Here is a 19,873-nt window from a genome sequence, read left to right as displayed (position 1 = left end):
ATAGGCGCTTGCGCCCGTCTTGACCAGTCCGGGGCTATTTCACGAGAGGCTTGGTGCCATCGCCGAGCAGGATGAACGCCGCCCAGTAATAGGGATGCGATGTCAGCGGATCGTCCATCGCTGCGCGCTGCGCCTTGGCGAGCGATTCGTTCATCGCGGTGCCGGGGCTCGCCTTGAACAGCGAGGAGATCAGATTTTCGGTCGCGTTGAAGTCGTCCGGCACCGGCCAGTGGCTCGCCAGCACCGAGCGTGCTCCGGCGCCCACGAACGCGCGGACCAGACCGTCGAGCGCGAAATTGCCCCCGGTCTCGATCCCCGCTTCGCGCGAGGCCGAGACGGTGGCGAGCCCTGCGGTGTCGCAGGCGGAGAGGATGACCAGGTCGGCATCGAGCTTCAGGTCAAAAATTTCCTTGAAGCTGAGCAGCCCGTCCGAGCTCGCGTCACCGAACGAGGTCACCAGCGCCGGGCGCGCCGGGCATTCGGGGCGCGGTGCGGTCACCAGGCCGTGCGTCGCAAAGTGCAGGATGCGGTAGTCATCGAGATCGTCGCGGTTCAGCAGCGCGGTATCGCTGAAGCTTTGCTGCGTTATCACGTTCGCGCGGCCCGCGCCCAGCACGCTCTGCGCCAGCTTGAGCTCGGCGGGCGAAATCGGGTCCATCCAGGTGGCGACCGGCCATTCGCAATCTGCATCGCGCTGCGCGGAGGCGAGCTGGATGCGCTCGGGCGGCGGAGCGTTCTCGCCGACGCCCAGATAGGTTTGCTTGCCGCGCGCCGGCGCGATGGTGCGCACATCGGCGAACGAGCGCGGCGACACCGCGATCGAGAAGCGGCGGTCACGCCCGAACCAGGCGACACCGGTAAAGTCGAACGGGTCTGCGTCGATCGCGGCCGAACGCTCGAGATAGGCATCGACGCCCTTCTGATCCTCGACCAGCAGGCCGGGCGGCAGCTGCAGCAGCGCGCCATCGGGCTCGTAGACGAGATGCTCGATTGCAGCGAGATCCTGCTTGAGCCCGGGGAACAGCGCCTCGTAGAGCTTGCGCGCCTCGACCACGTCGAACGGATAGTTGGTCGGCTGACCGTTCTCGATGACGACGATCGAATCGCGCAGCTTGGCCACCACCTTGTCAAGGTCGGCGCGGGTGAGCGCGATGCTGACGGTGCGCACCCTGTCTGCGGTGATCAGCTGGCCATAGACGGTCTGCCCAACAAAGCTGACCTTGTAATAGCCTTCGCGCGGCCCGAGCAGCTTCTGCAGTTCGGCGAGCGTCACCGAGCTCGGCGAGAGCACGCGATATTGCGAATATTGGCCGAGCCGCGATTGCAACGCGGTCTGCTCGTTCTGCTGGGTGGTGAGCGATTCGCGCGCCAGGGCCAGCGCGGCGACATCGTCGGGCGTGGGCGAGGGCAGCGCCTCGAGCCGCTGGATCTCGGCGCTGGTGCGCGCGATCTCGCGGGTGCGCGTCACCGCCAGGCGGAACAGCGCCGAGGCTTCGTCATTGCCTTCGGACAGCTCGCGCGCGAGCACTGCCTGGGTCTGTGCGACGCCTGGGCGCTGGAGCAGCTGGCTGGCGGTGAACATGCGCGCTGCGACCGAAGGATCGTTGTCGGCGCGCGCGGCGAGCTGGGCGAAATAGGGCGCCAGCATCTCCTTCATCGCGGCGCGCGCGCTCGGCACGGCCTCTCCCTCGGCGACGATCTCGTCATAGAGCGCGATCGAGGCATCGGCCTCGCCGCGTCGCGCGAGGAATGCGGCAAGGCGTCCCTTGGCGCTGAGCAGGCCGGGCGATTGCGGATATTCGAGCTTGTAGATGTCGAGCGCCTCGGTCAGCCCGGTGCGCGCACCTGCGAAATCGCCGCGCGATTCCTGGATCAGCGCGCGCTGCGTCGCCACCTCCGCGCGCAGCCATCCGGTCGAGCTGATCCGGCCGTTGCGCACTGCGACGATCGTGTCGATGCCCTGTTGCAGCGCGGTCAGCGCCTGATCGCTCTGGCCCGACAGGCGGAGCGCGGTGCCGCGCAGCAGCAGCGCCTGGCCGTCGAGAATCTGCGCGCGCTCGGCCCCGGTCAGGCTCGAATCGACCCCGCCCAGCCGCTTGAGCCCTGCATTCTCGCGGTTGATCTGATCGGCGAGCATCTTGGTGATCTCGCCCTGCGACAGCCGCGTCTCGCCGACCATCTCGGTGTCGATCGACACCTGCCGGTCGAGCACCTTGAGCGCTACTGCCGGGTTGCGCTGGTTGATCGCATCGATCGCGCGGAAATTGCGGATCATCCGCTGGGTGACGCCATCGCTGGCGGCGACCAGCCGATCAGCACGCGCGAACAGCGCGCCTGCGGTGGCGAAATCGCCCATGTTGGACAGCTGCAGCGCCTGATTGGCCAGAAACTCGGCGCTGCGCTCGCTGCCGCCCTGTTCGCGCGCGGCGAGTGTTTCGAAAAATTCGGCGGACTCGGCATAGGCGCCGTAATTGTTGCGGATATAGGCTTCGACCCGCGCCGATTCCTCGTCGAGCGTGCCGGCCTGGATGCGCGCAAATGCGGCGGGATCGCTGACCTGGGTGGTGGCGACATCGACGGTGCCGGGCACGGCGCGGTCGGTGACCAGCGCCGCAAGCGCCAGCTTCAGCGCCGAATCATAACCCGAAAGCCCTTCGGCAACGAAGACCGTATCGCCGCGCACGGCAGCATAGATGCGATAATCGACCCCGGCCTTGGGATCGCTGCATTCGATCACGCTCGCCCCGCCCGCAGTCTCGACCTCGGTAACCTGCTTCTCGCCGCACGACAGACGGGTCTTTGCTGCATCCAGATACTGCGCCAACCGGTCGCCCTCGCCGCCGCGCAGCGCATAGAGCGAGGCCACCGGGCTGGCGGCATCGCGGCACACCACCCGGTAGCCGCGATCGAACATGCTGGTCAGCGCCGGGTCGGTCGGGCGGTATTGTGCCGTGCACAGCACGCCTGCCGAGCCGACGCGGAAGCTGTCACGCAATGCGATCGATTCCTGCGTCTGGGCGAGCGCGGGCGAGCTCAGCCCCGCCGCCAGAGCGACCAGGGCCGTGCCGCCATGCCGCAGCGCGCGGGCCAGGCCTGGCTGAAGGGACGAGGGGCGGATCATGGCTGTCCTCCGGTATCGGGCACGGTTTCGGCAAGCGGCACATCGAGCTGCAGATTGGGGTTGCCGCCGCTGGTCACCGGCTCGTCGATGATCGGCTCGACGCCCAGGCGGCGGGTGTTGACGATGGTCACCGGCGGCATGATCGGCTTGCGCGGAGCGGCCTCGCCACGCGCGGCCTCTTCGGCGACGGCTTCGGCTTCTTCCTGTTCCTGCTGCGCCTCGCGCTCGGCCGCCGGGGTCGGTGGCGGCGGACCGGCATGGCTGATCACGGTCGGACCGGTCTCGGTAATGCCGCCCCCGCCGCACGCGATGGCGCTCAGCAGACAGCCGTTGACGCTGGACGTGCTGGTAAAGCCGCTCGGGCCGCCGCTGTCCTGTCCGGTGCTGCTCGTCGAGCGCGGGAAGATCAGGTCGCGCACCGAGGTGCCGTTGCGCACCAGATCGCCGGTATCGAGCAGCTGGCCATAGATCACCAGATCGATCAGGTTGGGCGTGCCCTGGCTCTGCGAACTGCGCGGGGTCACTTGGAAGCTGCCGACGCGGCCGAAGAAACCGGCGTTGAGCAGCGAGGTACCGGTATTCTGGATCAGCAGCGTGCTGCCCACCGTGAACCTCAGGCTCGAGGCCTGGATCACGCCATCGGGGCGTGCGGTGGTGATCGGCAGGCCGAGCGCGGTGTCGCGTCCGACGAAATTGACGTTTTCCGCGAGCCGCTCGAGCAGCGAGGCGCTCGCGACATGGATGTTGTTGGCGTTGATCGAGAGGATGCCGCCCGGCGAGCTGCCGTTGAGGAAGAGCCCGCCGGTATCGGCGTTGATCTCTACGCGGCCCGCATTGAGCGACACGCGGTTGGTGGCCGCCATCGCGTTGAACACGGCATTGCCGTTGACCCGGATGGTCCCCGGAGTGTTGATCGTCAGGCTGCCTTCGGACCCGTTGAGATTGACGCCGCTCGACGCGCTCGACCCGTTCATCGTCAGCGCGCGAATCTCGACGCCGGTACCGGTCGACGAGACATTGGGCGCGTTGATGACGATGGCCTGCGCGCGGATTCGCGAAATCTCGCTGCCGTCGAGCGTGTAGCCGCTCTGCTGCGACTGGCTATCGCCCGTGCCGCCGATGACCACCGCGCCGCTGCGATTGGCGGTCAGCGTGATCGTGCCCGTGTTGGCATTGCCCAGGCCGCCGCCTTGCGAGAAGGCGATATCGCCCGAGCTGATCGCGATGGTGGGAGCGGCCGCTAGCCCGCCGAACACCGCCGTGCCGCCGACGTCCAGGCTGATCCGCGTGCCTGCCGTGATCGTGCTGTTGGCCGAGAAGGTGCTGGTCGAGGCGCCGAGCAGCGTTCCGGTCGTCGTCGCGCCGATCGACACGCTGCCGCCGACGCGCGTGGGGGTGGCAGCGAGCAGGGCGGCGAGGTCGATCTGCGACAGGTTGGCGGTCGGCGCCAGGCCCGCGCTGCTGGCGAGCAGCGTCGTGCCGCTGGTGCCGGTGGCGATGCTGCCCGTGCTGATGCCCTGCGAGGCGAGCAGCAGCGCGTTGGTGCCGGTGGTGACGTTGCCGGTGTTGAGATTGCCGTTCAGCGCCGCGGCGAACACCGCATTAGTCGCCTGGAGCGCGCCGGTGGTCACGCTGGCGCCGCGAACGCGGATCTCGTTGGTCGAGCTGATCGCGCCGGTCACGATGCCCTGGTTGGCGCGCGCCAGCACGGTTCCGCCTGCGGTGATCGCGCCGGTGGTGATGCTGGTGGCGTTGCCGAAATTGCCCTGGCCGTCATCCGATCCGATGCCGAGCAGGCCGAAGCTGTTGATCGTGCCGGTGGTGATCGTGCCGCCCGCGCCGAGGCCAATGTTGAACCCGGTCGAGGTCGTGCCGGCGGCGGTGGTGCGCAGGTTGCCCAGCGTCATGTTGCCGGTGACGATCGTGCCGATCGAGGTGCCTGCGGTAATGTCGCCGCCGGTCACCGATCCCGTCACGTTGAACTGGGTATTGGTGGCCGAACTGAGCGCGCCAAAGGCCAGGTTGCCGCCGGTCGCGCCGATGGTGATGCCGGCGGTGGTGGCGGTGACGTTGGCCAGCGTGGCTGCGGTGCCGCTGATGCTGACCGCCGCCGCCGTGATCGCGCCGGTCGAGGTGAAGCTCGCCGCGCGCGAACGCAGCTGCGCCGCGCCGGTCGCGGTCACGCCGCCGATGCTGACCGCGCCCTGGCCATCGACCGTGACCGCCAGATTGGCGCCGGTGCCGGTTGCAAGCGTGCCTGCGGTGATCGTGCCTGCAGAAGTGAGCACGATATTGCCCGCGCTGGCGCTGATCGCCCCGGTGCCGAGCGCGCCGCTGGTGGTGGTGAGGTTGACGCCGAGCGCCCCGTTCATCGCCTGCGCCGTGATGCTGTTGGCGGTGATCGCGATGCCGCCGGTCGCCGCCGTCACGGTCCCGCCGAAATTGGCCCCCGTGCCGACGCCTGCGCGGACATTGCCCGAGGAAACGCCGCCATTGACGGCGAGGCCGCCCGTCGTGCGGACGGGCGCGAGGGCAAATAGCGGCGTCGGGTCGAAATCCGGTCCCAGAGCCGAGACCATCGAGGCATTGCCGACATAGAAATAGCGGTTGGCCGCACTGCCCGTGGTCACAGGGCCGCCAAAGGCGATGTCGCCGGTGCCCAAAACCACGATATTCTCGCCGCTGCTCAGCGATCCGGCGGTTATCGTTCCGGCAGCGATGAAGCCGATATTGCGCGCGCCGGTGAGGTTGCCGACCTGGATATTCCCGGTCTGCGACAGCAGGCCGACGCTGTAGCTCGTCGTCGGCACCGCACCGGAGGCGTTGACATTTCCGCCCGTGATGTTTCCGAGCGCCTCTATCGCGAATTCCAGCCCCGTCACGGCATTGCCGAACTGAACCGATCCGACGGCTTCGATATCGGTGTCCTCGCCCGAGCTGATGTCGCCCAGCACCATGTTGCCAGCCCGGGTATCGAGCACGATGAACGTGCCGGCCGCAAGGTTGCCGATGGTCATGTTGCCGGCATTGACCAGCAGGTCGATATAACCGTTGGTGGCGGTCACGGCAGAGAGGGTCAGCCCATTTGCTGCCGTCATGGCGACAAAATTGGCGGCGGTTATCACGCCTGCATTGATCGCGCCCGAGGTCGATGTGAGATTGACATGGTTGCCGGACGTCAGGTTGCCGAGCTGCAGCGCCGCGCCCTGCATGCCGATGACGCCGCCAGCGTTGATGTTGCCAAGGTTGATCGTACCAGTCGCTACGGCCGTGAAGCTGCCGGGCGTGGCCAGATTGGCGGTGACGATGATCGCGCCATCGGATCGCAGATCCATGGCACTGGCCGTGATCGTGCCGATATTGGTCGGGCTTGTCACCACCGTGTCGGCGACGAAGCTTCCCGCTTGCAAGCCGAACCCACCTGCCGTGACCGATCCATTGTTGACCAGAACCGATAGCTGGCCCGGTGTAATGAAGGTGAAGCTGTTCGCGATGTTTACCGCTGCATCGGTCACCCGGATGTAATCCTCGACGATACCGGTCGGATCTGGCGCATCGCCGGCATTGCCGATGTTGAACACCAGACTGTTGGCCGTCAGGTCGCCATTGACCGCGCGGACGAACGACCCCGTCTCCTGGGTGGTCGTGCCGCTGATGGCACCGGTTCCCCCCGTGCCCCTGGCAATCGCGATGATGTCGTTCGCGATCAGGGTGCCGCGGTTGGTGGGTGCCTGGAACTGCTCGGTGCTTTCCAGACCGATCACGCCGCCGATCGCATTGCCGCCATTGCCGGCAAGCGCCCCCCCGCCACCATTGCCGCCATCAGCATTGGCCAGCATGGTAAGGTTATTGACCCGGGTCAGCGATCCGCGCGTGGCGAAGAAGATATCGCCGCCATCACCCAGCCCACCATTGCCGCCATTGCCGTTGCCGGTGGTGCCGACGCCGCCATCGCCGCCAGCGCCGCCAAAGCCATTGGCCTGAAGCGAGGCATCGGTCATCACCATGAAGCCGGTCGGCGTTGGATTGGGGCCGGTGGTGATCGTGCTGCTGACCGTGCCGATCTGCGTGTTGCCGCCGGTGCCGATGCCGCCAGCGCCGCCATTACCGCCAAGGCCGGCAGATCCCGTGCCGCCCGCGCCGCCTGCGCCGCCAAAGCCGTTCATCGACACCTGCAGAGTCAGGATGTCGAGCTGGCCGCCGCGCGCCGTGCCGATGGCCTGGGTCTGCCCGCCCGTGGCATTGCCGCCCGCGCCGCCCGCGCCGCCGACCGTGCCATTGGCCCCAGCGCCGCCCGCGCCGCCAAAGGCGTCGGCAAGCAGCGTCACATTGTCGAAATCGAGCAGCCGGGTGGCCTGGCTGCCGCCGGAGATCAGGGTAGCGAGGCCCCCCGTCGCATCGCCGCCGCGTCCGCCCAGCGCGCCGTCGCCGCCACGCGCCACAGCCGCGACGAACATGTCGCCGCCGGTCATGTTGCTCTCGTTCGCGCCGATGCGCGAGGTACCGCCGGCACCGGCACCACCATTGCCCGCCACCAGCGCATTGCCGCCGGTGCCATTGGCGACCATCGAGATAAGGCCGCCGAAATTGAAGCTGCCGATCACCCCGATCGTGCCGGTTTCGCTCAGGCCGCCCGTGCCCGCGCCGCCATTGCCGCTCTGTGCCGATCCGCCGATGCCGTTTGCCGCCAGGGTCAGCGCGTTGCCGAAGACCATCTGGCCGCCGCCGGTGCCGAACACCACCGCTGCGGTGCGGCCGCCGGTGGCATTGCCGCCATTGCCGGTCAGCAGGCTGTCGCCGCCAAAGGCGCTGGCATCCAGCGAGGTCGTGCCCAGGATGCTGATCGAGCCCGATTGCGCCTGAACCGCTACGGTGCCCCCCAACGCATCGCCGATGGTACCGGTAAATGCAGAGCCCGAATCCCCGATCGCATCAGCGACGAGATTGGCCGAAATTGTGATGTTTCCGCCGCTATCGCGCGATTCGACGATCGCCGAACCGCCGGTCGCGGCGCCCGAATTGCCTGCGCCGTCACGTACGACGCCGCTCAGGCCCTGCGCCGACATGAATACATTCTGGCTGAGCGCGATCTGGCCATTGCCCAGCGAGAGGATATTGGCAAAGCCGCCGGTCGCCGCTCCGCTATTGCCGCCTGCAGCGCCCGATCCGCCGAACGCGGACGCGTTCATGTTGGTCTCGCCGGTCACGGTGACCCTACCGTTGGTCTGCGCGAAGATCTGCGCATCGCCGCCATCGCCAACGCCGCCCGAGGTGCCAACGCCCGAGCCTTGGCCGCCAAAGCCCTGTGCGCTCAGTTCGGCGGTGCTGCCGATCTGGATGATGCCGCCCAGGATCGATCCGATGATCGCCTGGCCGCCGGTGCCGATGCCCCCCGATCCGTTGCCGCTGATCGCGCTTCCGCCGGTGCCATCGGCATTGGTCGTACCGATGCCCCCGATCGAGAGCGTGCCCGCGCCGGCACCCAGATTGGCAAGCCCGCCGGTCCCGTTGCCGCCGCGAAGACCGCCAAAGCTCGCACCGCCAAAGCCTCGCGCATCGGTCGATGCGTTGCCGGTGATGGTGATCAAGCGATCGTTGACCGCGATGCGCACATCGCCGCCTTGGCCGTTGCCTGCAATGCCGTCGCCGCCGCCCGTATTGTCACCACCCGTGCCGGTAGCAGCGACGAAGGCATTGCCGGTGATGGTGATCTGGCCTCCGCCATTCTGCGAGATGGACGCATTGCCGCCCGTGCCGTTGCCGCCATCGACCCCGGTCAGCGAAGAGCTGAAAGCGGCGCCATTGGCATTGATGTCGACATCACCGGTGATGTTGAGGATGCTGTTGCCGTTGGCGATCATCTGCGCGCTGCCGCCGGTGCCGTTGCCGCTGCGACCAAGGCCCGCCTGCTGCGCGCTGCCGCCGACGCCGCCTGCCGTGATCTGCACGCCACCATTCAGCGTCATCGTGCCAGCGCCCTGTCCGCTGACAAACGCGCCTCCGCCGGTTGCGTTTGCTCCGCCAAGGCCATCGCCACCGATGGTGCCGTCGCCGCCGAGGCCGAGCGCGTCGATCTGGGTCAGACCTTGTACGGTGATGGAGCCGCCGCTCTGGACAGGCGACAACGTGAGCGTGGCATTGCCGCCGCGCCCCGTGCCGCCGACCGAGGTTGCGCTGGTGCCGCTGATGCCGCCGACACCGGTTGCCTGCAAAGTCAGCCTGGAAGCGAAGCTCAGCACGCCACCATTGCCGAAAATCTGGCCTGTGGCGCGTCCGCCGGTGCCATTGCCACCATTGCCGGTGCCATCATCGGCATTGCCGCCGAACCCGAATCCGGTGAGTGTGGCATCGCCTGCGACGTTGATCCGTCCGCCGACGCCTGCATTGATCGTGCTGTTTCCGCCGATGCCAGCGCCGCCCGTGCCCAGATTGAAAGCCGAGCCGCCAAAGCCGTCCGCATTGCCGAGAATCGAGCCGTTGATGGTCAGGACATTGTTGGCGCTGGCAATGCCATTGCCCGCGCCGGAATCGATCTGGATCGATCCTCCCCGCCCGATGCCGCCATTGCCGTTGCCGAAATTGCTGCTGCCAAAGCCATTGGCGCTGATCTGGACGTTGCCCCCAATCAGCATCGTCGAATTGGTATCGGCAGAGGAGTTGCGGCCGGAACTCACGATGACGGTGCCGCCGGTGCCCGTGTTACCGGTGGTGCCGGTGCTCCCGCTGCTGCCCGCGCGGCCGTCCGCACTGACAGTCAGCGTGCCGACGATATCCAGCAGCGAATTGCCATAGGAACGGATATCGGCAATGCCGCCCGTCCCGGCGCCAACAGCGCCGCCACTCAAATTGCCCGCACCTTCGCCATTGGCCGAAACGCTCACATTGCGCAGCGCCCGGACCGTACCGCCATCAAACGCGTAGAGCTGAGCCACGCCACCTGTGACAGACTGGCCGTCGATGGTGCCCACCCGATCTGCAGAGATCAGCAGATCGCCGGCAATGGTGGCGATCCCGCCGTTCCGCCCATAAAGCCTCGCAGCGCCCGCCGAATACAGGGACAGATTGCTGGCGAAATTCAGGTTTCCGGCGATGGCGTCGGCGATGATCTCGGTTGATCCGGCCCCCTGCATGGCCGAGTTGACATTCGAATTGACGATGAAGAATCGCGCCTGCTGGGCCGGATTCACCGGGGCATTCGTATCGATCGTATCGCCGAAGACGTTGTACCCGGCCGACAAGACGATCGAGTTGCCGACGATATCGGCAGCACCGGCCACATCAAAGCCCAGAGTGCTGCCTGCCCCGATCAGATTGTAGATGGCGTTGTTCTTGGGAACGGCCACCATGTAGATGCGGTGATTGTCTCCAGCGCCGCTGCTCACCGGTCCGGCGGTCGTGCCATCGTGGAAGATAGCGGCATTGCCGTTGACGGGGTCGTTCGACGCCGGGTCGCCATTGGTCCCGGTGGTGATCTGAATGTCGAACAGTCCGCCCGTGCCGAAGGTGATCGTCGCCGCCTCGGCACCGACCATCAGCGCCGATCCGTTGACGTCGACCGTACCTCGCTGACGGATGATCGGCGAGACCATCGCAACATAGCTGTTCTGAGGTGTCGCCTGAACCAGCGCGCCCGGATCGATCTGCACATAGCTGGTCGCCGATGCCGCCGGGCCGAGGGTGAAGCTGCCGCCTGCATCGATGAAATTGCCTGCGCCGTCGCGCACCGGGTCGAGACTGGTCAGCAGCAACCCGCCGACATCGATCACTCCGGTCGATCCGATGACGATCCCGCCGGGGCTGTAGAACCAGACATTGCCGCCCTGGACCAGGCCAGCCCCGGTCTGCAGCTGGCTGATGATCGTGCCGTTCATCGCGATCGCGCGACTGGGATCGGTGGGGATGATGCGGTTGAGAACGGTGAAATTGTTCTGCGCTGTGGGGTTGTTGCGGAAGAAGGCGGTCCGGCCGTTGGGCAGGAAGTTGATGACGCCGCCGCCGATCGCGGTGTCGTTGGTGGTCCAGTTGATCACCGCCTGGTTGGTATCGACGCGGATATTGTCGGTGCCCGTGCCGCGCGTGATGTTCACCCCGCCCGATACCACCGTGGGCGTCCCCTCGAACGCGCCGCCGCCTGGTGCTACCTGGGCAAAGGCGGGCCCCGCCGTGCCGATGGCCAGCCCGGTGGCAAGCGCCATCGCGGAAGTCGCCTTGGCCAGCAGGATGCGGCGGGCGGTCAGGGTGCGGTCATGGGCCATTATCGGGCTCCCCAGGGCAGAAGCAGGGTGGTGAGGGTGAACAGGATGCGCGGATCGGGCGTGTCGGTGCGCAGGCCGGCGGCGTCGGTCGGCACCGCGACGGTGACATCGAGCCGGAACCGGTCGCTCAGCCGTGCGCGTGCACCGATGCCGACCGAGCTCAGCCGCTGCGGATCGCCGGGGCGGCCATCGTCCCAGGTCCAGGCGACATCCATGAAGGCAAAGGGCTGGAACGAGAAATCGACATCCTTGATCGGGCTGATCTGCGGCCCGCGCAGCTCGGCCTGGAAGCCGACGCCATCGTCGCCGACGATCGTGCCCGGATCATAGCCGCGCCCGATGGTGAAGTTGCCGCCCGAATATTCCTCGAAGCTGAGCACCGGATCGAAGGCGAGCTGGCCTCGGCCGCGGATGAAGATCGAGCCCTGGTCGCCCAGCGCCGCCTCGGCGGAGAGTTCGCCGCGGATCAGAGTCGAGGTCGGGTCGCCGTCGCCGCGCGTGGTCGGGGTACGCACCAGCGCGCAGACGAAATTGCATGGATCGCTCGCACCAAGGATGGACAGGCCCTGGCGGAATTCGAGCAGCCCGGCCATGCGCCAGCGCGGCGAGGCGCCATTCGCCATGTCGATCGCCTCGCCCGACAGCTGGGCATAGGCGATGCGGATGCGGTCGCGCGACAGCGGGCCGATGAAATCGATGTCCTGATCGACATAATCCAGGCCCACCGCGCTGTAGAGCGAGCCGGCCTGGCTGCGCAGCAGCGGATAGCGCGCCTCGGCGCTGGCGAGCAGGGTGGTCGCGGTGATCTTGGCGGCGACCCCGGCAGGCAAGTTGATGTCGGGCTCGGTCCAGGCATAGGTGAAGCGCCCGGCCAGGGTCAGGCCTTCCGATCCGACGCGGAATTCGTGACCCGCCTGCACGATCTGCTGTTCCTGGAAATCGAGCGTCGAATAGGCCGAGACATAGGTGCGGTCGCCCATGCCGGTCAGGCCATAGAATTGCGCTCGCAGCTGCGCGCCATAGGGGCCGGCATCGCGCGCGGCCAGGTTCTGGACGTTGAGATCAACCTCGAACGGGGTGCGCCGCACCGTGACGTCGCCGATCAGCTCGCCCGGGCCGGTGCCCGCCGGCACCAGCGTCAGCCGGATGTCATAGCCCGGCAGGTCGCGCGCGAGCAGCAGATAGCGTTCGGCCAGCTTCTGGTTGAACACCGTGCCTTCGGTCAGCCGCTCGAGATAGCTGGCGACCAGCTTTTCGCCATTGCCCGCATCGCCGCGCACGCGGATCTGGGTGAGCTTGGCATAGAGCACCTCGAACTGCACCACGCCATTGTCGATGCGCTGGGTGGGCACCTGCACGGCGGCGATATAGCCGTCGCGGCGCAGCTTGGTGGCAACCGCATCGCGGATTTCGCACAGCACCGCGACCGGCTGTTCGGTGCCGATATAGCGTTCGTAGAGCGGGCGCAGCTCGATCGGCGCAATCGGGCCCAGATTGTTGAAGCGGGCCTCGCTGAGCGTCAGCTTGACATTGGCATAGGCAGGATCGGCCAGCGGGCAGGGCGCGCGCTCGATATCGCCTTCGACGGTCAGCCGCGCCGGACGCTCGGCGCGCTGCTGCACCGGACGCTCGATTTCCTCACGCGTGGGCGGGGACGGAACATTGACCTGCTGGGCGTGCGCTGCCGTCGTCCACAACAGCCCGGCACAGGTCGCGGTGCCGAGAATCGGCCGTCGTGTGCGGAAAAAGCTGGTCGCCAAGATCACCCCCTGTAGCCTTTGCGGACACCGGGGGAGAACGGACCCTACCCATCACCCCGGACCGAATTCTGGATCACGCCGCAGTTATTCCACTGGCGTTTTCCCGGGCGACCTTGGGCTAAGTCTTAACGCAGCCTCATTCCGGGGGCAACCCGCAAATGCCTTTTGCCAAGAAAATTATCCAGACTTAACATATGCTTGCTGCCATCGCTCTGAGCGGACCAGTAAAAATGTATCGGTGATTGATTTTGTTAAGCAATTTGCCGGAAAGGCCGGTCTGGCCACGCGTCGGGCGAATGTTCCGTGACGGGACGGCGGCTCGCCGCTTTCCCTCTCGTTCGACTCGCGCTATGCGCCCGGCCCATGACCAGCCAGCCCCAGCCCAAATCGTGGATCGCATCCATTCACGCCTATGTTCCCGGCAAGTCGGTCGGCGATGACGGCCGTCCGCTCGTCAAGCTCTCCGCCAACGAGAACCCGCTTGGCACCAGCCCGGCAGCGCTGGAGGCACGCGCGCACGGTGCGGCGCTCGCCCCCTCGCTCTATCCCGATCCGGACAGCACCGCGCTGCGCGAGGCGATCGGCAAGCTGCACGGGCTCGATCCGGCGCGCATCGTGTGCGGGACGGGATCGGACGAGCTGCTCAACCTGGCGGCCCAGGGCTATGCCGGGCAGGGCGATGAGGTCGTGTATGTCCGCTACGGCTTTTCGGTCTACGACATTGCCGCACGGCGCTGCGGCGCGACGCCGGTAGTTGCGCCAGACAACTTCTATGCCACCGATGTCGATGCGCTGCTCGCCTGCATCACCGATCGCACCCGCGTCGTCTATCTCGCCAACCCCAACAACCCCACCGGTACGCTGACACCCCGTGCGGAGATCGCGCGGCTGCATGCCGGTCTGCCGTCGGATGTGCTGCTGGTGCTCGACCAGGCCTATTCGGAATATCTGGATGCGGACGAGGATGATCACGGGCTCGATCTGGCGCGCGACCATGCCAATGTGCTGGTCACGCGCACCTTCTCCAAAATCTATGGCCTGGCGGGCGAACGCATCGGCTGGGGCTATGGCGCGCCAGGCATCATCGACACGCTGAACAGGATCCGCGGGCCGTTCAACGTAACGCTCACCGGCCAGGCCGCGGCGCTGGCAGCGCTGGCGGACACCGATTTCGTCACCCGCTCGCGCGAGCACAATGCGCGCTGGCGGCAATGGCTGGCGGGCGAACTCGCGCAGCTCGGCAATCATGGCGTGACCGTGGTGCCGAGCCATGCCAATTTCCTGCTCGTGCTGTTCGAGGGCGCGGTGAGCGCGGAAGCGGCTTATGCGGCGCTGATGCAGGCGGGCTATATCGTGCGCTGGCCCAAGGGCCAGGGGCTGGGCCATGCGCTGCGCATCACCATCGGCGAGGAAGCGCATATGCGCGCTATCGCCGCCGTGCTGCGCGATCTGGTGACCGCATGAGCGCGCCGTTCGGCACGATCGCGATCGTCGGGCTCGGTCTGATCGGCTCGTCGATCGCGCGCGCGGTGCGCCAGGCGCTGCCCGACACCCGCATCCTGGGCTATGACCGCAGCGCCGATGTCTGCGCGCGGGCCGAGGCGATCGGGCTGTGCGACGGCTATCACGCCGCATTCGGCTCCGAACTGGCGAGCGCCGAGATGGTCATCCTGTGCGTCCCCGTCGGCGCGATGGCCGCGGCCGCCGCTGCCATGGCCCCGCATCTCTCGCCCGAGACGATCATTAGCGATGTCGGCTCGTGCAAGGCGAGCGTGCTCACTGCTTTGCGCTCGGCGCTGCCCGAGGCCGTGATCGTGCCCGCGCACCCGGTCGCGGGCACCGAGAATAGCGGACCGGAGGCAGGCTTTGCGTCCTTGTTCAAGGGCCGCTGGTGCATCCTGACCCCCGATGACGGCGCCGATGCGGCGGCGTGCGAGCGAGTTGCCGCGTTCTGGCAGGCGCTCGGCGCCAATGTCGAGACGATGGAGGCCGCCCACCATGACCTCGTGCTCGCGGTGACCAGCCATCTGCCGCACCTCATCGCCTATACCATCGTCGGCACCGCCAGCGATCTCGAAGGCGTGACGCAGAGCGAGGTGATTAAATATTCCGCAGGGGGTTTCCGCGATTTCACCCGCATCGCCGCCAGCGACCCGGTGATGTGGCGCGACGTGTTCCTGTCGAACAAGGACGCGGTGCTCGAGATGCTCCAGCGCTTCTCGGAGGACCTCTCGGCACTGCAGCGCGCGATCCGCTGGGACAAGGGCGACGAGCTCGAAGCCCTGTTCACCCGCACCCGCGCGATCCGCCGCTCGATCATCGAACAGGGCCAGGACGATGCCAAGCCCGATTTCGGGCGGACGCACAGCTAGGTCGGAAACGGCACCAGCAATCCGCAGTGCGCTCCCCTCCCTGAAGGGGAGGGGAGCAATAGGGGGCGAATTACTCGCCCGCATCCGCCACCGGCTCGACCGGCAGCGCTTCGGGTTCCGCCGCGGGTGCTGTCGCCTCTACCGGTGCATCTGCCGCGCCCCGGATCAGGTGGAACCGGTCCTGCCGCCCGTCGAGATACGCCACCTTTTCGCCATCGAAGAACATGTCCTCCTCGGTGCGGAACGAGACCGCCTTGTCGCCCCATTCGGGCACGTTGTTGGTAACGGCGAGCTCGATCGACCAGGCGGTATTGGCGCGGACGAGATAGCGGCCTGCCGGGCTGCTGTCCTGATTGTCCCAGAAGCCGATCGCCGGGCCTGCACCATGCCCGTGGAAACCGATAGGGTGCGAATAGATGCTCGGCTGATAGCCCGAAGAGATCGCCCTGGCGCGCGCTGCGGCGAGCAGGTCGTTGCCGGTCAGGCCGACGCGGAATTCGCCGGTCAGCATGTCCTGCACCGCATTGGCGGCGGCAAGGCCTGCCTTCAGGCCATCGGGCGCGTCGTTCTCGCCGGGCTTGAGGACATAGGCGAGATGCTGGGTATCGGTGTTGAGCCCGAGATAGGTGATGCCGAAATCGGTCCACAGCATGTCGCCGGGCTGGATGATGGCATCGCCGGTCAGTTCGCCCGCCTCGCTGGCGCGGAAGATGTTGATCGACGGATGGAACCAGGTCTTGAGGCCCAGCGCGCTGATCTTCTCGCGCATCCACCACTGCACATCCTCGGCCGTGGTCTTGCCCGGCGTGATGACCTTGTCGGACAGCGCCTCGGCGATGATCGCGTGCGCCAGGCGAACGATCGAGGGATAGACCTCCATCTCGGCCGGGATACGCGTTTCCAGCCAGCCGATCGCGAGCGGACCGGCGGGCACGATGCGCTCGCGAAATTCGGGGGCCAGCGCGCCGACGAAATCCTCGTACTGGCTGTGGCTCAGGCCATCGGCGAGCGCGGTCTGCGACGAGATGTTGAGCGCGATCTTCTGCGGGTTGCGCTCGGCGACGATCTCGGCGAGGCGCTTCCACTGGTCGGGCTGTTGCTCGGGCACCCAGGCAGGCGCAAACAGCCCGGCCAGGCCGTAGCGGCTCACCGTCATCCGCTCGACCGGCTTGCCTTCGCCCGGATCGAAGAACACCAGGATCGTGCGTCGCCGCGCGTGCATCGAGCGGGCATCGAGCATGGTCGCGACCACCGGGTCCTCGTCATATTCGCGCGCGATCAGCACCCACATATCGACGCCCTGTTCGCGCATCAGCGCAGGCACGACCGTCTCCAGCCGCTGGGCGAGCCAGGCGTCGCGCAGCTTCGCCTGGTCGCGCAGGGGCAGGATGGCGGGATAGTCTGGAGCCTCTGCCTCGGCGGTATTGCCAGGCGCCTGTGCTAATGCAGGAGCGGAAAGGGAGAGGCAGGATGCCAGTGCGGCAGACAGGATCGATGCGGCGGTCTTCATGAGGCTCCCCGGATGTTGCAGGCTTGCCTTCTGCCTAGCCGGTCGCTCCCGGTTGCGCCACCCCGTGCTGCGGGGCGAGCGCGCCGGGCCAGTCGATCTCGGGCCAGCCGCGTTCGCGCGCGACGACGCGCATCGGCATATGCGCATTGGTGACAAATGCCTCGTGCGCCAGTTCGAGCATCGGAATGTCGGAGACATGGTCCGAATAGCAGCGGATAGCGCACTGTGCGGGATCGAGCCCGTGTTCGGCCATCCAGGCGGCGATCATCTCCGCCTTGTGGATGCCGTAGCAATTGTGCCCGGCAATCTTCGGCTGCACGGTGCCGTGCGAGGAGACAAGGTCGGTCGCGATCACGTCGTCGATCCCCAGGCGCCGCGCGATCGCCTCGACATAGAGCCGGTAGGATGCGGTGGCGATGACGATGCGATAGCCCTCGGCGCGATCGGCGGCGATACGCTCGAGCGCGCCGGGGCGGATATTGGTGGCAAAGACATGCTCGGCATGGGCCGCCATGGATTCTGCAGCCGAAGCAACCCGAAGCTCGCCGAGCAGCAGCCTCTGGTTGATCTGCTTGAGCTGGTCGCGGCTGACCAGACGCAGCACATAGCCGATCGCGGCGAGCAGCGAGAGCGGCAGCAGCACCAGCCGCCACGGCGCATGGCGCAACGCCATCCACAGCAGGAAGCGCGCATATGTCGGATGGACGGTAATCGTCCGATCCATATCGTAAAAGGCCAGCCTCTCCCCCACGCCCGCGAGCATTAACGCCAATGCGGCGGGAAACAAGCCGGTGCTTGCCGCGTATGGCCTGCATGATGGCAAAATCCGTTGCGACCAATTGTGCGCCAAGGTGCTTGTGATCGCACCGTTTATCGCACAAGAAGGGCGGTATATGGGTGCCCCGGCCGACTTTGCGATCGAAGAGCGCGGTGAAACCGGCGCGGTGCTGCGCTTTTCCGGCAATCTCGACATCACCACCATTGCCGATCTGGACCGAAGGCTGAAGGCCATCGACCAGCAGGTTTCGCTGATCGATATGGCCGATGCGGGGCATATCGATACCGTCGGCGCCTGGGTCGTCTATCGCCTGGCGCGCGATCACCGTTGCGAGATCGTAAACCTGAGCGAATCGGGCAGCCGCCTGGTCGAGGCGGTGGGCCGATCGGACATCAGCGATATCGAGCCGCCGCATCGGCCCAATGTGTTTGCCCGCGTGCTCGGCAGCGTCGGCGAAGCGACGATGACCGCCTTGGGCTCGATGCTCGGCATGCTCGGCTTTTTCGGCGCGCTGGTGCGCTCGGTGATCTCGCTGATCGCGCATCCGCGCCGCATCCGCTGGGCCGCAACCGTGCGCCATTTCGAGCTGGTCGGCGTGTCGGCGCTCGGCATTGTCGGGCTGATGAGCTTCCTGATCGGCATCGTCATCGCGCAGCAGGGCGCGGTGCAGCTGCGCCAGTTCGGCGCGGAGGTGTTCACGGTCAACCTGGTCGGGCGACTGACCATCCGCGAGCTCGGCGTGCTGATGACCGCAATTATGGTTGCGGGCCGATCGGGCAGCGCCTTTGCCGCGCAGATCGGCACGATGAAGCTTACCGAAGAGGTCGATGCGATGCGCACCATCGGCGTCTCGCCGGTCGAGGCGCTGGTGCTGCCGCGCGTGACCGCTGCGGTGCTGATGATGCCGCTGCTCGGCTTCTATTCGATGATCGTCGCGATGATCGGCGGCGCGTTCCTATGCTGGATCGTGCTCGAGATCCCGCCTGCCACTTTTGTCGTGCGCATCCAGGAAGTGGTGCCGATTACCGATTTCTATGTCGGCATGATCAAGGCGCCGGTCTTCGGCCTGATCATCGCGCTCGCCGGCTGCTATCAGGGCATGCAGGTGCGCGGCAATGCCGAGGAAGTCGGGATGCGCACCACCGCCGCCGTGGTCCAGGCGATCTTCATGGTCATTGTGCTCGACGCGTTCTTCGCGGTCTTCTTTACCGAAGTGGGCTGGGGATGAGCGCGGCGCGGGAAAAGGACTGCGACGTCGCGATCCGCATCACGGGGCTGACCAACAGCTTCGGCGAGCAGGTGGTGCATCAGGACCTGTCGCTCGACGTGCGGCATGGCGAGATTCTGGGCGTGGTCGGCGGGTCGGGTACCGGCAAGTCGGTGCTGATGCGATCGATCATCGGGCTGCAACGTCCCGATGCCGGGCGCATAGAGGTGCTGGGTGAATCGATCCTCGACGGCGAGGAAGAGGATGTCTCGATCCGCAGCCGCTGGGGCGTGCTGTTCCAGGGCGGGGCGCTGTTCTCGACGCTCACCGTCGCCGAGAACGTGATGGTACCGCTCGCCGAATTCTATCCGCATATCTCGCGCAAGCTGCGGCGCGAGATCGCATTGTACAAGATCGCGCTGTCGGGCCTGCCCGAAGATGCGGCGGACAAATATCCGTCCGAGCTTTCGGGCGGGATGAAAAAGCGCGCAGGGCTCGCGCGCGCGCTGGCGCTCGACCCCGACGTGCTGTTCCTCGACGAGCCGACTGCCGGGCTCGACCCGATCGGTGCGGCGCGCTTCGATGCGCTGACCCGCGAGCTGCAGCGGACGCTGGGCCTGACCGTGTTCCTGATCACGCACGATCTCGATACGCTGCACGAGATCTGCGACCGGGTGGCGGTGCTCGCGGACAAGAAGGTGATCGCCATCGGCACCATTCCCGAGCTGCTCGCCACCGATCATCCGTGGATCCAGGAATATTTCAACGGCCCGCGCGGTCGCGCAGCCGCTGTCAGCCATGCCGACGAGGAGCTGAAGCGCAAGCGCCTTCCGGCCAGCAGCAAGAGCCGGGGGTTCCTGCGATGACCAT

General features: G+C 66.7%; 9 protein-coding genes. 4 read left to right on the top strand and 5 right to left on the bottom strand.

The window, feature by feature from the left end; genetic code table 11:
- Positions 1 to 34: 34 nt before the first annotated feature.
- From AX725_RS07360 to AX725_RS07350, 3 genes are read right to left on the bottom strand one after another with little or no spacing between them, the layout of a single operon-like run.
- Positions 35 to 3,121, bottom strand: a complete 3,087-nt coding sequence (locus AX725_RS07360; RefSeq protein ID WP_060978891.1) for a CHAT domain-containing protein — start codon at positions 3,119 to 3,121, stop codon at positions 35 to 37.
- Positions 3,118 to 11,376, bottom strand: coding sequence for a beta strand repeat-containing protein (locus tag AX725_RS21630; RefSeq protein ID WP_066114758.1), 8,259 nt, complete (start codon positions 11,374 to 11,376; stop codon positions 3,118 to 3,120). The genes AX725_RS07360 and AX725_RS21630 overlap by 4 nt, the downstream gene beginning before the upstream one ends.
- Positions 11,376 to 13,136, bottom strand: a complete 1,761-nt coding sequence (locus tag AX725_RS07350; protein WP_231733285.1) for a ShlB/FhaC/HecB family hemolysin secretion/activation protein — start codon at positions 13,134 to 13,136, stop codon at positions 11,376 to 11,378. Before AX725_RS07350 ends, AX725_RS21630 begins: the two co-directional genes overlap by 1 nt.
- 363 nt (positions 13,137 to 13,499) lie before the next feature.
- On the opposite strand from AX725_RS07350, the gene hisC reads away from it, so the two are divergent.
- Complete coding sequence (hisC, locus tag AX725_RS07345) at positions 13,500 to 14,600, top strand: histidinol-phosphate transaminase (protein ID WP_060978893.1); 1,101 nt, start codon at positions 13,500 to 13,502, stop codon at positions 14,598 to 14,600.
- Positions 14,597 to 15,508, top strand: a complete 912-nt coding sequence (locus AX725_RS07340; protein ID WP_060978894.1) for a prephenate/arogenate dehydrogenase family protein — start codon at positions 14,597 to 14,599, stop codon at positions 15,506 to 15,508. The genes hisC and AX725_RS07340 overlap by 4 nt, the downstream gene beginning before the upstream one ends.
- 70 nt (positions 15,509 to 15,578) lie before the next feature.
- Here the strand turns inward: AX725_RS07340 and AX725_RS07335 are convergent, their stop codons facing one another.
- Both AX725_RS07335 and AX725_RS07330 read right to left on the bottom strand, forming a co-directional pair.
- Positions 15,579 to 17,018 (bottom strand): M24 family metallopeptidase, encoded by a 1,440-nt coding sequence (locus AX725_RS07335; protein WP_060978895.1) that lies wholly within the window; start codon positions 17,016 to 17,018, stop codon positions 15,579 to 15,581.
- Positions 17,019 to 17,052: 34 nt separating this feature from the next.
- Positions 17,053 to 17,781, bottom strand: coding sequence for an HAD family hydrolase (locus AX725_RS07330; protein ID WP_286130821.1), 729 nt, complete (start codon positions 17,779 to 17,781; stop codon positions 17,053 to 17,055).
- A gap of 130 nt (positions 17,782 to 17,911) precedes the next feature.
- On the opposite strand from AX725_RS07330, the gene AX725_RS07325 reads away from it, so the two are divergent.
- Both AX725_RS07325 and AX725_RS07320 read left to right on the top strand, forming a co-directional pair.
- Positions 17,912 to 19,024: an ABC transporter permease gene (locus tag AX725_RS07325; protein WP_066114761.1), complete on the top strand. Its 1,113-nt coding sequence runs from the start codon at positions 17,912 to 17,914 to the stop codon at positions 19,022 to 19,024.
- A complete protein-coding gene (locus AX725_RS07320; protein WP_060978896.1) occupies positions 19,021 to 19,869 on the top strand; it encodes an ABC transporter ATP-binding protein in 849 nt (282 codons plus the stop codon). Before AX725_RS07325 ends, AX725_RS07320 begins: the two co-directional genes overlap by 4 nt.
- The last annotated feature ends 4 nt before the right edge of the window (positions 19,870 to 19,873 follow it).

This window comes from Blastomonas sp. CCH9-A1 (assembly GCF_001557175.1).
In the GTDB taxonomy this organism is placed as follows: Bacteria; Pseudomonadota; Alphaproteobacteria; order Sphingomonadales; family Sphingomonadaceae; genus Blastomonas; species Blastomonas delafieldii_A.
Note: the sequence above shows the minus strand (reverse complement) of the source record. Positions and strands in the feature narration are given on the sequence as shown.